12 protein-coding genes and 1 pseudogene are annotated in these 13,912 nt (G+C 64.4%); 11 read left to right on the top strand and 2 right to left on the bottom strand.

Annotated elements, in window-relative coordinates; all coding sequences use genetic code 11:
* Nucleotides 1-7 precede the first annotated feature (7 nt).
* From BUE39_RS14215 to BUE39_RS14205, 3 genes are all read left to right on the top strand, one after another.
* A complete protein-coding gene (locus tag BUE39_RS14215; RefSeq protein WP_073429309.1) occupies nucleotides 8-781 on the top strand; it encodes an SDR family oxidoreductase in 774 nt (257 codons plus the stop codon).
* 3 nt (nucleotides 782-784) lie between these two features.
* The gene (locus tag BUE39_RS14210; RefSeq protein WP_073429308.1) at nucleotides 785-1,612 is read left to right on the top strand and encodes a helical backbone metal receptor; all 828 of its coding nucleotides are present in this window, start codon (nucleotides 785-787) and stop codon (nucleotides 1,610-1,612) included.
* 253 nt (nucleotides 1,613-1,865) lie between these two features.
* On the top strand, nucleotides 1,866-3,452 hold the full coding sequence (locus BUE39_RS14205) for an ABC transporter substrate-binding protein (protein ID WP_073429307.1): 1,587 nt from the start codon (nucleotides 1,866-1,868) through the stop codon (nucleotides 3,450-3,452).
* Nucleotides 3,453-3,542: 90 nt separating this feature from the next.
* Here BUE39_RS14205 and BUE39_RS14200 read toward each other — a convergent pair whose 3' ends face one another.
* A complete protein-coding gene (locus BUE39_RS14200) occupies nucleotides 3,543-4,613 on the bottom strand; it encodes an MBL fold metallo-hydrolase (RefSeq protein WP_073429306.1) in 1,071 nt (356 codons plus the stop codon).
* A 187-nt stretch (nucleotides 4,614-4,800) separates the two neighbouring features.
* Here BUE39_RS14200 and BUE39_RS14195 point away from each other — a divergent pair, with 187 nt between their 5' ends.
* The 8 genes from BUE39_RS14195 to BUE39_RS14155 all read left to right on the top strand — a co-directional run bounded on the left by BUE39_RS14195 (nucleotide 4,801) and on the right by BUE39_RS14155 (nucleotide 13,526).
* Nucleotides 4,801-5,205 carry a MerR family transcriptional regulator gene (locus BUE39_RS14195; protein ID WP_073429305.1) on the top strand — a complete coding sequence of 135 codons (405 nt, stop codon included), beginning with the start codon at nucleotides 4,801-4,803 and terminating at the stop codon, nucleotides 5,203-5,205.
* A gap of 222 nt (nucleotides 5,206-5,427) precedes the next feature.
* Nucleotides 5,428-7,272, top strand: a complete 1,845-nt coding sequence (aceK, locus tag BUE39_RS14190) for a bifunctional isocitrate dehydrogenase kinase/phosphatase (RefSeq protein WP_073429304.1) — start codon at nucleotides 5,428-5,430, stop codon at nucleotides 7,270-7,272.
* 95 nt (nucleotides 7,273-7,367) lie between these two features.
* Nucleotides 7,368-8,144, top strand: coding sequence for a carbonate dehydratase (gene can, locus BUE39_RS14185; RefSeq protein ID WP_073429303.1), 777 nt, complete (start codon nucleotides 7,368-7,370; stop codon nucleotides 8,142-8,144).
* A complete protein-coding gene (locus BUE39_RS14180) occupies nucleotides 8,137-9,330 on the top strand; it encodes an acetyl-CoA C-acetyltransferase (RefSeq protein ID WP_073429302.1) in 1,194 nt (397 codons plus the stop codon). Before can ends, BUE39_RS14180 begins: the two co-directional genes overlap by 8 nt.
* Before the next feature lie 64 nt (nucleotides 9,331-9,394).
* Nucleotides 9,395-10,072, top strand: a complete 678-nt coding sequence (locus tag BUE39_RS14175) for an SDR family oxidoreductase (RefSeq protein ID WP_073429301.1) — start codon at nucleotides 9,395-9,397, stop codon at nucleotides 10,070-10,072.
* 27 nt (nucleotides 10,073-10,099) lie between these two features.
* A complete protein-coding gene (locus tag BUE39_RS14170) occupies nucleotides 10,100-11,230 on the top strand; it encodes an acyl-CoA dehydrogenase family protein (protein ID WP_073429300.1) in 1,131 nt (376 codons plus the stop codon).
* A gap of 7 nt (nucleotides 11,231-11,237) precedes the next feature.
* Nucleotides 11,238-11,687: a YchJ family protein gene (locus tag BUE39_RS14165; RefSeq protein ID WP_073429299.1), complete on the top strand. Its 450-nt coding sequence runs from the start codon at nucleotides 11,238-11,240 to the stop codon at nucleotides 11,685-11,687.
* 573 nt (nucleotides 11,688-12,260) lie between these two features.
* On the top strand, nucleotides 12,261-13,526 hold the full coding sequence (locus BUE39_RS14155) for a dienelactone hydrolase family protein (protein WP_073429298.1): 1,266 nt from the start codon (nucleotides 12,261-12,263) through the stop codon (nucleotides 13,524-13,526).
* A 131-nt stretch (nucleotides 13,527-13,657) separates the two neighbouring features.
* On the opposite strand, the pseudogene BUE39_RS35460 reads toward BUE39_RS14155, so the two are convergent.
* Nucleotides 13,658-13,912: pseudogene (locus BUE39_RS35460) on the bottom strand (IS4 family transposase); the annotation flags it as partial.

Genomic DNA, 13,912 nt, shown 5'->3' with positions numbered 1-13,912 from the left:
CGCCGGAATGAGTTCACCGTTGAAGGTCTTCATTACCGGCGCGTCGAGCGGCATCGGCCTCGCGCTCGCCGCCGAATATGCGCGGCGCGGCGCGATTCTCGGCCTCGTCGCCCGCCGCGGCGACGCGCTCGCGGCTTTCCAACAGTCCCATCCCCAAAACGCTGTCTCTGTCTACGCCGTCGACGTTCGCGACGCCGAGGCGCTCGCCGAGGCGGCCACGCGCTTCATCGCGCAGCATGGCTTGCCGGACGTCGTGATCGCCAACGCCGGGATCAGCCGCGGCGCGCTCACCGGCCACGGCGACCTGCGCACGTTCCGCGAAGTGATGGATATCAATTACTTCGGCATGGTCGCGACCTTCGAGCCGTTCGCCGCCGCGATGGTCGCCGCGAAACGCGGCACGCTGGTCGGCATCGCCAGCGTCGCGGGCGTGCGCGGCTTGCCGGGGTCGGGCGCGTACAGCGCGTCGAAGTCGGCGGCGCAAAAGTACCTGGAAGCGTTGCGCGTCGAGATGCGGCCGCACGGCGTGGGCGTGGTCACCATCGCGCCCGGCTATATCCGCACGCCGATGACCGAGCACAACCCGTACACCATGCCGTTCCTGATGGACGCCGACCGTTTCGCGGTGAAGGTTGCCGGGGCGATCGAGCGTCAAACCGCCTTTGCGGTGTTTCCGTGGCAAATGCGCATCGCGGCGATGCTGCTGCATGTGCTGCCGCGCTGGCTCTACGACCGCGTTTTCGAACGCGCGCCGCGCAAGCCGCGCGCCGTCACCGAGTAGGCCATGGAGAACAGTGCGGTCGATGCAGCCGGCGTCGCGCACGAACCGGCGAGCGCCGAGGCGCGCATCGTCTCGCTGGTGCCGAGCATCACTGAACTGCTGTTTGCCTTGGGATTGGACAGGCAGATCGTCGGGCGCACCGGTTTTTGCGTGCATCCGCGTGAGAAGGTACGCCAGGTGCGCAAGGTAGGCGGCACCAAGGCCGTGAATATCGACGCCGTTCGCGCGTTGCGCCCTACCCATCTGATCGTCAATGTCGACGAAAACGAGCGCGATACCGTCGACCAGTTGCGCGCGTTCGTGCCGCATATCGTCGTCACGCATCCGCGCACGCCGCGAGACAATCAATCGCTCTACACGCTGCTGGGTGCGATTTTCAGCCGTGAAGAGGAAGCGCGGCGCCTGAGCGACGCGCTCGAAAACCGCCTGCATGAAGCCGCAGCGCATACGTTTGCCGCGCAAAACGTGCTGTATCTGATCTGGCGTGAGCCGTGGATGACCGTCGCGCGCGATACCTATATCGCCGCCATGCTGCGGCTCGTCAACTGGCGCACGCTGCCCGATGTGCGAGGCGGTGCGGCGGGCGCCGCTCGCTATCCCGTGCTCACCGCGCTCGACTTCGACCATGCTCCGTGGCTTGCCGATGTCGATCGCATTCTGCTGTCCAGCGAACCCTATCGCTTCACGCAAGCGCATTGCGATGCGTTGAAACGCGATCCGCGACTGGCGAGGAAGCGTATCGAACTGATCGATGGCGAACTGGTGTCGTGGTACGGCGTGCGCGCGATCGAGGGCATCGACTATCTGATGCAACGCGCCGCGCGGGGATAAGCGCCGCCGTCCCGCCGTCCCGCCGTCCATATGGATATGTGGATTAAGTGGTTGTCGCCGCCAGCACCCTTCGATAAGCTTTCGCGAAGGCCGCGCCGCGTCGATGGAGGCGACATCCACCCATGCGGCAGCGCCGGAAACGTATCACAATCATAGAGGCGGGCGTCGGCTACCCTTGACGACCCGCCACCCGCCACCGGAACACAAGCACACCAAGACGCACTGCCTGACCGCGCTCGTTATGGGAGATCCTATGCGCTTCAAACTGCTCGCAGCCGCCGTACTGTTCACGGCGCCCGCGCTCGTGCTCGCCAAACCGCTGACCGTCTGTACCGAGTCGAGCCCCGACGGCTTCGATGTCGTGCAGTTCAATTCGCTGGTGACGACCAATGCGTCGGCGGACGTGGTCTTCAACTCGCTGGTCTCATACGACGAGGCCACGAAGAAGGTGGTGCCGGCGCTGGCCGACAAGTGGGAGGTGAGCGCCGACGGCCTCGCCTACACGTTCCATCTGCGTCCGAACGTGCAGTTCCAGACCACCGATTACTTCAAGCCCACTCGCACGCTGAATGCCGACGACGTGGTGTTCACGTTCGACCGCATGCTCAACGACAGCAATCCGTGGCACAAGGTGGCGGGCGCGAGCGGCTTTCCGCATGCGCAGTCGATGGGCTTGCCCAAGCTCATCAAGGCGGTCACCAAGGTCGACGACAACACCGTCAAGTTCGAGTTGAACGCGCCGGACGCGACCTTCGTTCCGATCCTGACAATGGGTTTCGCGTCGATCTATTCGGCTGAATACGCCGATCAATTGCTCAAGGCCGGCAAGCAGGTCGATCTGAACGCGAAGCCGATCGGCACCGGCCCGTTCGTACTGAAGAGCTATACGAAAGACGCGGTGATTCGCTACGACGTGAACCCGACCTACTGGGGTCCCAAGCCGAAGATCGATCGCCTGATCTACGCGATCACGCCGGACGCCACCGTGCGCGCGCAGAAGGTGAAGGCGGGCGAATGCCAGATCGCCCTGTCGCCGAAGCCGCAGGATCTCGCCGACGCGAAAACCGACAAGTCGCTGGATATCGTCAAGACGCCCGCCTTCATGACCGCGTTCGTCGCGTTGAACACGCAGAAAAAGCCGCTCGACAACCAGAAGGTGCGCGCCGCGCTGAACATGGCGTTCGATCGCACCACGTATCTCAAGACAGTGTTCGACAATACCGCCACGCCGGCCGTGAACCCGTATCCGCCGAACACGTGGAGCTACGACAAGGCGGTGAAGGCGTGGCCGTACGATCCGGCGAAAGCGAAGAAGCTGCTCGCGGACGCGGGTTTCCCGAACGGCTTCGAAACGACGATCTGGGTGCGTCCGAACGGCAGCGTGCTGAACCCGAATCCGAAGGCCGGCGCCGAACTGCTGCAGGCCGACTTCGCGAAGATCGGCGTGAAGGCGGACGTGAAGGTGATCGAATGGGGCGAACTCATCAAGCAGGCGAAGCAAGGCCAGCATGATTCGCTGTTCATGGGCTGGGCCGGCGACAACGGCGACCCGGACAACTATCTGTCGCCGCTCTTCAGTTGCAACGCGGTGAAGTCGGGCATCAACTTCGCGCGCTTCTGCAATGAGGACCTCGACAAGCTGATCGCGGACGGCAAGGCCACGCCGGACCAGGCCAAGCGTGCGAAGGCGTATGAACAGGCACAGCAGATCATCCACGACCAGGCGCTGTGGATTCCGCTCGGTTATCCGACCGCGGCGGCGATCACGCGCACGAACGTGAGCGGTTATCACGTGAGCCCGTTTGGCCGGCAGAACTTCGGCACGGTGGCCGTGCAGTAATACCGCTTAGGCTTGAACGAAACCGCATGAAAAAGCCCGGTTGCGAAAGCACCGGGCTTTTTTCATCAAAAGGTTGAAGGGTAAAACCGATCAAGCCGCAAACCGGATCACGCCATCCGAAGCCTGCGTGCGCTTCAACGTGCCCGCAAGCCACAGCAGATGCAAGTGCGCCAAGGCTTCACCCATCGCAAACGTCATCTGGTGGATGTCGAGCTGGCGTTTGAACATCAGCGGCACGATATCCGCTGCGCTTTGCGGTTTTTCGGCGCACGCCTCGCGCACTTCGGCGAGGCGCGCGTCGTGATGCTCGCGCAGTTGCCTGATGCGCGTGCGCACGCCGCGAAACGGCTTGCCATGCGACGGCAGCACCAGCGTCTCTTCAGGCATCGTCTCGTAACGGCCGAGCGATTCCAGATACAGCGCGAGCGGCGAGCCTTCCGGCTCGATGTCGAACACCGACACGTTGGTCGAAATGCGCGGCAGCACCATGTCGCCGGAGATCAGCACGCCGGTCTCCTCGCAGTGCAGCGCGCAGTGCTCCGGCGAATGGCCGAAGCCCGTCACCACCCGCCACGTCTTGCCGCCGATCCTCACGCCGTCCGCTTCGCGCAAACGGCGGTATTGGCCGGGAATCGCCGGCACGAGGCTCGCGTAATAGCTCTTGCGGGCGCGCAGCTTGTCCAGCGACGCTTCGTCGGTCACGCCGTGCCGCGCGAAGTGACGCGCCGCGCCCTCGCCGCCCGCATTCGAGCCGTCGCCGGCCGCCATCACGCGCGCTTGCATGTACTCGCCGAGCGTCATCCATAGCCGGGCGTCCCAGCGTTGCTTGTCGCCGCCAGCGCACACCCAGTGCGCGAGACCGATGTGATCCGGGTGGCAATGCGTGACGATCACGCGCAGCACCGGCAGGCCGTCGAGCACCGAGTCGAATACTCTCTCCCAGTTCTCCTTGATCACGTCCGACGTAATGCCGCAATCGACCACCGTCCAACCCGGCTGACCGTCGATCTCATCGCGCAACAGCCACAGGTTGATATGGTCCAGCGCGAAGGGTAGCGGCATGCGCAGCCAGAACACGCCGGGCGCGACTTCCATCGCGCGGCCGGCTTCCGGCAAGCTGTCGTTGAACGGATAGTCGAGTTGATGTTCGAGTGCATTCATTGCGGGTGTCTTCCTCCGTCGGCCGTCCGGCATGGCGAGGTATGCGATGCCGGGCGGCGTGGTTGCGGCCCGGTTGGGGCATGCCGGTGCCGTATTGCGCCTGGTTGCGTTTCGCTCAAGTTGACGATAACGTTAACGTTGATTCTATCGTCCAATCCAACTTTCTGCCCGGCCACGGCATGCCCCGATGAACACGCAATACACGATCACCGAGCTCGCGCGGGAATTCGACGTCACGCCGCGCGCCATCCGCTTCTACGAAGACCAGGGTTTACTCTCGCCAAGCCGCGAAGGATCGAGCGGCTTGCGCCGCGTCTATTCAGGCCGCGACCGAACGCGCCTCAAGCTCACGCTGCGCGGCAAACGGCTCGGCTTCACGCTGTCGGAGATCCGCGATCTGCTGGACGTGTACGAATCGCCGACCGACACCGTCGCGCAATTGCACGCGTTCCTCGCCACGGTCGCGCGCCATCGCGAAGTGCTGGAACGTCAACTGGAAGACCTGAACGCGACGCTCGAAGACCTCGCGCAATACGAAACCCAGGCGCGCGCGCTGCTGGAAAACGGCACACGCGAAGCCAGGCCCGCATGAAAGCGGACCGCGCAAATTTTTTTGCCGGCAGTTGAGCCGATTAAGGCATGCCAAACTGACGCATTGAGCGGAGATAGCCGGAAAGTCGGCGAACGCCCGCGAAAATGCAAGCCGCGCGCGGCATGCGCCAAGGCATGAGTCGAGCGGCGCGATGCGTCGCGGGCCCACCCGGACGATACAATTACGGGTGTCTTCACGACATGGGACGAATGCACGGTCGACATGAATCACTTCCCCAAACTGTTGTCGTCGCAGATCGGCTTTGACGTCGCCCAGACGATGCTCGAAGGATTCGAGCGCCACTACCGCATCTTTCGCGAGGCCGCGGTCCATGCCAAGACGCTGTTCGAACGCGGCGACTGGCACGGCCTGCAAAAACTCGCGCGCGATCGCATTACGTCATACGACGATCGCGTCGAGGAATGCGTCGAACTGCTGCAAGACGAATACGACGCGGAAAATATCGACAGCGACGTGTGGCAGCAGATCAAGCTGCACTACATCGGCCTTCTGACCACGCACCGCCAGCCCGAGTGCGCCGAGACGTTCTTCAATTCAGTCTGCTGCAAGATCCTGCATCGCTCGTATTTCAACAACGCCTTCATTTTCGTGCGGCCGGCGATCTCGACCGAATACATCGAGAACGACGAACCGGCCGCGAAGCCGACGTATCGCGCGTATTACCCCGGCAAGGACGGTCTTGCCGCCACGCTCGAGCGCATCGTCACGAACTTTCAGCTGGAGACGCCGTTCGAGGATCTGACACGCGACGTCGGCTGCGTGATGCAGGCGATTCACGACGCCTTCGGCGTATTCGACGAAGCGCCCAACTTCCAGATTCACGTGCTCTCGTCGCTGTTCTTCCGCAACAAGTCGGCGTATATCGTCGGGCGGATCATCAACGGCGATTTGCTGTTGCCGTTCGCGGTGCCGCTGCGTCATGTGAGGCCGGGCGTGCTCGCGCTCGACACGGTGCTGCTCAAGCGCGATCAGTTGTTGATCATCTTCAGCTTCTCGCACTCGTATTTCCTCGTGGATATGGAAGTGCCGTCCGCTTACGTGGAGTTTCTCGGCACGATCATGCCGGGCAAACCGAAGGCGGAAATCTATACCTCGGTGGGCTTGCAGAAGCAGGGCAAGAATCTGTTCTATCGCGATCTGCTGCATCACCTGTCGCATTCGAGCGACCAGTTCATCGTCGCGCCCGGCATCAAGGGGCTCGTGATGCTGGTGTTCACGCTGCCGTCTTTCCCGTACGTCTTCAAGCTGATCAAGGACAGCTTCCCGCCGCCGAAGGAAACCACGCGCGCGCAGATCCAGGAGAAGTATCAGCTCGTCAAGCGGCACGACCGTTTGGGCCGCATGGCCGACACGCTCGAATATTCGAGCGTCGCGCTGCCGCGCTCGCGGCTCGATGAAGCGCTCGTGCGCGAACTCGAAAAGGAAGTGCCGTCGCTGCTCGAATACGACGGCGAGAACCTCGTGATCCGCCATATGTATATCGAGCGCCGCATGGTGCCGCTCAATCTGTTCCTGCAACACGGCTCCGACGAGGACGTCGATCACGGCATCAAGGAATACGGCAACGCGATCAAGGAACTGATGCAGGCGAACATCTTTCCGGGCGACATGCTGTACAAGAACTTCGGCGTGACGCGTCACGGCCGCGTCGTGTTCTACGACTACGATGAAATCGAATACCTGACCGACTGCAACGTGCGCGCGGTGCCCACGCCGCGCAACGAGGAAGACGAAATGTCGGGCGAGCCGTGGTACTCGGTCGGCGTGCACGACATTTTCCCGGAGACGTATGGCACGTTCCTGCTCGGCGACCCGCGCGTGCGCCGTTCCTTCATGCGGCATCACGCGGACTTTTTCGATCCCGCGCTGTGGCAGCGGCACAAGGATCATCTACTGAAAGGCGAACTGCCGGACTTTTTCCCGTACGACAGCAGTGTGCGCTTTTGTATCCGCTATCCGGAACGCTTCGCCGATGCTTCGAAAGCACCGGCCCCATCAGACGCAACGGACGCGCAAGCCGACGAGCGCAGCGTGCGGGTGGCGTGAACATCCTGCGCCGTCCGCATTGCTGAACGCATCGTCCGAAACCTTATGTAACGACACCGACCGGTCTATCGGTCGAGCAACCGCCAAGACGCACCATGAACTCGAACGCTTCCACTCCTCCGAACCCGCTCGCGCATCTCTTCGACAACAACGATGCGTGGGTGACTCGCAAGCTCTCCGAAGACCCCGAGTACTTTTCGCGCCTCGCGCATCAGCAGACGCCCGAATATCTGTGGATCGGCTGCTCCGATTCGCGTGTGCCGGCCAACCAGATCATCGGCCTGCCGCCGGGCGAAGTATTCGTGCACAGAAACATCGCCAACGTGGTCGTGCATACCGATCTGAACTGTCTGTCGGTGATCCAGTTCGCCGTCGATCTGCTGAAGGTCAAGCACATCATGGTGGTCGGCCACTACGGCTGCTCGGGCGTCGGCGCGGCGCTGCACGGCCGCCGCGTGGGACTCGCGGACAACTGGCTGCATCACGTGCAGGACGTGCGCACCAAGCATGCGGCGCTGATCGAGGAATGGCCGCTCGGTGAAGCGCGGCATCGGCGGCTGGTCGAACTGAACACCATCGAGCAGGTGGTGAACGTGTGCCGCACGACCATCGTCAACGATGCCTGGGCGCGCGGCCAGGAACTGACCGTGCACGGCTGGGTGTACGGCGTGCATGACGGCAAGGTGCGCAATCTCGGCATGACCGTCGGCGAACCGGGCGCGCTCGACGCGGTGTATCAGGGCTGCGTCGCGGGAGTATCGGCAAGCGGCGCGCACGGCGCGGACAACGACATGGTCGCGGCCGACGCCGCGCAACTCGGCGAGGTGCCGGCGATCGTCGAAGGTGTGATCAAGGAGCTGAAACATGAGTGAGACAAACGCTGATCCGATCGTCATCGTGGGCGTTGCCCGCACGCCGATGGCGGCATTTCAAGGCGACTTCGCTTCGTTGACCGCGCCGCAACTCGGTTCGGTCGCGATCGAAGCCGCCGTTCAACGCGCGGGCCTGAAACCCGGGCAGATCGACGAAGTGGTGATGGGCTGCGTGCTGCCCGCCGGGCTCGGTCAGGCGCCCGCGCGTCAAGCGGCTCTCGGCGCCGGCTTGCCGCTCGCCACGGGCAGCACCACCGTCAACAAGATGTGCGGCTCCGGCATGCGCGCGGCGATGTTCGCGCACGACATGCTGGCCGCGGGTTCGGTCGAGGTGATCGTCGCGGGCGGCATGGAGAGCATGACGAACGCGCCGTATCTGCTGCCCAAGGCGCGTGGCGGCATGCGCATGGGCCACGGCCAGGTGCTCGACCACATGTTCTACGACGGCCTGGAAGACGCCTACGAGAAAGGCCGCCTGATGGGCACGTTCGCCGAGGAATGCGCGGCGTCGTTCGACTTCACGCGCGAGGCGCAGGACGCGTTCGCCGTCGAGTCGTTGAACCGTGCGAAGCGCGCGAACGAGGACGGCTCGTTCGCGTGGGAAATCGCGCCGGTGAAAGTCGCGAGCCGCAAGGGCGAGGTGAGCATCGATCGCGACGAGCAGCCGTTCAAGGCGAACCTCGAAAAAATTCCGACGCTCAAGCCCGCGTTCAGCAAGACCGGCACGGTGACGGCGGCGAACTCGTCGTCGATTTCCGACGGCGCGGCCGCGCTCGTGATGATGCGCGAGTCGACCGCGAAGCGCCTCGGTGTCGAGCCGATCGCGCGCGTGGTCGGTCATTCGACCTTCGCGCAGGAGCCGGCGAAGTTCACCACCGCGCCGGTCGGCGCGATTCGCAAGCTGTTCGAGAAGAACGGCTGGCGCGCGGACGAAGTGGATCTGTACGAGGTCAACGAAGCGTTCGCCGTCGTCACGATGGCCGCGATGAAGGAACACGGTTTGCCGCACGAAAAGGTCAACGTGAACGGCGGCGCTTGCGCGCTGGGGCATCCGATCGGCGCGTCGGGCGCACGGATTCTCGTCACGCTGATCGGCGCGCTGAAAAAGCGCGGCTTGAAGCGCGGCGTCGCGACGCTGTGCATCGGCGGCGGCGAAGCCACCGCGATGGGTATCGAACTGGTTTGACGCGCGGCTCCAGGCACTCCAGGCAGTCGGGGCCGTTGCGGCAGTTGAGGCACGAGGTGATTCGATGAAGACAGTGTTGATCGTGGGTGCGTCGCGCGGCATCGGCCAGGAGTTTGCGCGGCAATACAAAAAGAGCGGCTGGCGCGTGCTCGCCACCGCGCGCGACGGGGCCGCGCTCGACGCATTGAACGAACTCGGCGCGGAGACTTTTTCCGTCGACGTCACCGCGCCCGACGAAATCGCCGCGCTCGGCTGGAAGCTCGACGGCGAACGGCTCGATGCGGCGATCGTCGTGTCGGGCGTCTACGGCCCGCGCACCGCAGGCATCGAGACCATCACCGCCGATGACTTCGACCATGTCATGCACACCAACGTGCGCGGTCCCATGCAGTTGATGCCGATCCTGCTGCCGCTCGTCGAGGAAACCGGCGGCGTGTTCGCGGTGATCTCGAGCAAGATGGGCAGCATCGGCGACGCGGGCGGCACGACCGGCTGGCTCTATCGCGCGAGCAAGGCGGCGCTCAACAACGCGCTGAAACTCGCGTCGCTCGAGGTCAGGCGCGCGACCTGCGTTTCGCTGCATCCGGGCTGGGTGCGCACCGACATGGGCGGCGCCGAGGCGGCGATCGATCCGGCGCGCAGCGTCACCGGCATGCGCGAATTGCTGGCGCAGGCCGCGGCCGCGCGCGAGGCGTTCAATGGCCGCTTCTATCAATACGACGGCACGCCGCTCGACTGGTGAGAGCGCCAAGAATGAGGAGACTGAGCGATGGTGCTTGACCAGGACCACCTGATGGTGCGCGACGCGCTGCGCACGTTCGTGCGCGAAGCCGTCACGCCGCACGCGGCGCGGTGGGACCGCGAGCGGGTTTTTCCGCACGACGTGCATCGGCAACTCGCCGAACTCGGCGCATACGGCGTGCTGGTGCCCGAAGCCTACGGCGGCGCGGGCATGGACGCCTTGGCGCTCGCGCTGATCCTCGAGGAAATCGCCGCTGGCGACGGCGGCACGTCCACCGCCATTTCCGTCAACAATTGCCCGGTGTGCAGCATCCTGCTGAGCTACGGCAACGACGCGCAGAAGCGCGACTGGCTCACGCCGCTCGCGCGCGGCGAGATGCTCGGCGCGTTCTGCCTGACCGAACCGCAGGCCGGCTCCGACGCCTCCGCGCTGCGCACCACCGCGACCCGCGAGGGCGACGCGTACGTGCTGAACGGCGTCAAACAGTTCATCACGAGCGGCAAGAACGGCAACGTCGCGATCGTGATGGCCGTGACCGACAAGGCGGCGGGCAAGCGCGGCATCAGCGCGTTCATCGTGCCGACCGATACCAAGGGCTACGTCGTCGCGCGAATCGAGGACAAGCTCGGCCAGCATTCGTCGGATACGGCGCAGATCATTTTCGAGGACTGCCGCGTGCCGGCCGCGAACCTCATCGGCGCGGAAGGCGAAGGCTACCGGATCGCGTTGTCGGGGCTCGAAGGCGGGCGCATCGGCATCGCCGCGCAAAGCGTCGGCATGGCGCGCGCCGCGTTCGAGGCGGCGTTGGCCTACGCCAAGGAGCGCGAGAGCTTCGGCGCGCCGCTCTTCTCGCATCAGGCCGTGCAGTTTCGCCTCGCCGACATGGCGACGCAACTCGAGGCCGCGCGTCAACTGATCTGGCATGCCGCGGCGCTGAAAGACGCCGGCCAGCCGTGCCTCACCGAAGCCGCGATGGCCAAGCTGTTCGCTTCCGAAGCCGCCGAGCGCATCTGTTCCGCGGCCTTGCAGATTCATGGCGGCTACGGCTATCTGAGCGACTTCCCGGTCGAGCGTATTTACCGCGATGTCCGCGTGTGCCAGATCTACGAAGGCACGAGCGACATCCAGAAGATCCTGATCGCTCGCGGTCTTGGCTGAACGTCCAATGAACGAGCCATTGTTGCCGGCGCAGCGTCCATCCGACTGTCCCTGCGGCGGCGCCGCGCCCGGCCAGCGCGCCGGCGCCCGCGCGCCCCGCTTCGCGCAATGCTGCGGCCGTTACATCGACGGCGGCGAAGCGGCGCCGCGCGCGCTCGAACTGATGCGCTCGCGTTACAGCGCGTACGTTCTCGGCGCGACGGATTATTTGCGCGCCACCTGGGCACCGCACACCTGCCCCGCCGACCTCGACGCGGACCCCGCCGCGCCCGATGCGCCACGCTGGCTCGGACTTCAGATCAAGGCATTCGCCGAAAGCGACGCCGATCACGCGACGGTCGAATTCGTCGCGCGTTACAAGGTGGGTGGCCGCGCGCACCGGCTGCACGAGCTGAGCCGCTTTATCCGCGATGAGGACGGCCGCTGGCGCTATGTCGATGGCGACGTGAGCGAATAGCCCGACGTCTTCCCGAGCCTTACACCACGCGCCAGCCTGCGAGGCGCGTTCACATGCGGCCCTCAAAGACCGGCTTCCTGTTCGTGTTGGCCCGGCGCCACAGCCCATGCGCCCGCCACTTTGCCTCGTGCAGCCGGCCGCCGGCGAGACCAGCGTCTTCAAGCCCGCATGAGCCCGATCCGCGCACGGCAATTTTTTCGTCGCGGGTTCTCCTTGATTGCACAAAACAAAATTGTCGTGCCAGGATGAGGCCGTAGCTTCATGGCGTCACGTTGCGAAAGCCGGTCATAACCGGCTACGCAAAATGCGCAAGGACGCTGCCGGTCACCAGATAGTGTGGGTTCGGCGGCGCTTCCGGGCAGCATGGGTGGCGCTCATCATCGGCGCGTGGGGTCGCGTCGGCCGTTTGGGTTCAATCCCGTGCGATCTCCAGTGGCGTGCGTGCGCTTCGCGCAGCAGTACGCGGGTGTGTTTTTGCGTGTCGAAAACACCGGTGAAAGCAAAATGTCAGCAGCCGTTCTGGACAAGTGGGCATGACGGTATTCAGGGCAAGTTTTTGAGGCGGATGCGTTAATGGTGTTCAGCAAGGTTCTGACGAAGTGTGCGGTGATCTGTGCAGCGGCTGCGTGCGCTGTCGCCGTCGCGCACGCCGCTCCGCTCGCCGACACCCAGGCGGGACCTCTCGCCCGCGCGCAGGTGCCGCGCATCGCGCTCGACGACGACGTCTATCTGCCGGCTGCGGGCCTCAACGAAAAAATCATCCGCGTGCCGGTGGACGCTGCCGGCGCGGTCACGCTCGAAACGACGATCTACAAACCGGACGGCCCAGGCCCGTTTCCGATGATCGTGTTCAACCACGGCAAGATTCCCGGCGACCCGCGCACGCAGGAACGCAGCAACCCGCTGCCGTTCGCGCGCGAATTCGTGCGCCGCGGCTACGTGGTGGTGGCGCCGAACCGCCAGGGCTTCGGCCATTCGGACGGCGTTTATCAGCAGGACGGTTGCGACGTCGAACGCAATGGCATGAGCCAGGCCGGCGACGTGGCGGCCACCATCGGCTACATGTCGAAGCAGCCTTACGTGGACGCTACGCATATCGTGGTGGCCGGCACCTCGCACGGCGGTCTCGCGACGATGGCCTACGGCACCGAAGCCGCGCCGGGCGTGCGGGCGCTGATCAATTTCTCGGGCGGTTTGCGGCAGGACGCGTGCAGCGGCTGGCAGGCCAATCTCACGCGCGCATTCGGCGCGTACGGTGAAAAGACCAAGGTGCCGTCGTTGTGGATGTACGGCGATAACGACTCGGTGTGGACCGCGCCGCTGGTGGCGGGCATGTACGCCGCGTATGCCGAGCATGGCGCGAGCGCGAAGATGGTGGATTTCGGCAACTACAAGAACGACGCGCATCGGCTGGTGGGCGACCGCGACGGCGTGCATGTGTGGTGGCCGGCCGTCGAGGCTTTCCTGGCCCGCGTGGGCATGCCGACGGGCGTGCAGTATCGCGTGTCCGATCCTTCGTTGCCGAAGGCGAGCGGGTTTGCCGCTGTCGATGCGGTGGATGCGGTGCCGTTCGTCGACGAAGCCGGGCGCAATGGCTATCGGAACTTCCTGCATCAGTATCCTAGCCGGGCTTTTGCCGTGTCGGATACCGGCGCGTGGTCGTGGGCCGAGGGCGGCGACGATCCGATGTCGGTGGCGGTTGCCAATTGCCAGAAGCAGAGTTCGGCGCCTTGCCGGTTGTATGCGGTGGATAACGCTGTTGTTTGGGGTTCTGGGGGCACTCAGACCGCTGCGAGCGGTGCGGATCAAGGTCGGCATGCTATTGCTAGCCGGGAGTGAGGGTCGGTTTTTTTTGCCTGCTCGGCGGGGTTGGTTTTTGGGGTTGGTTTTTTGGCCTTTCCTTGCTGGCTTAGTGGTCTATTGGCGTTGCCCCTGTGCGGGGCAATGCTCTCAACTTAAGCCCCGCTGCATCAAGCGAGTTTGTACGCGAGATGGAAGTGGGGCTTGGCTTTTCTGGGTGGTCTTGGATAGGAGCGTGAGGGCTGTGTCCGGCATCGGGTCTGGTGGATCATTTCCAGCACACCGGCGAGGCCGTCCAGACAGCGCTGGATGCGCAGAAGACACGCGCCGAGGATGGGCTTGAGTGCGCCCAGTGCATACACCCGGTTAGGACGGCTGGCATGTCTGTCGTCGTGCGGCGCATCGAGATCGCTGAGCAGTGTGCA

It is taken from the genome of Paraburkholderia terricola (assembly GCF_900142195.1).
GTDB lineage: Bacteria > Pseudomonadota > Gammaproteobacteria > Burkholderiales > Burkholderiaceae > Paraburkholderia > Paraburkholderia terricola.
The sequence above is the reverse complement of the archived record's forward strand: the minus strand, read 5'-3'. Positions and strand labels throughout refer to the sequence as shown.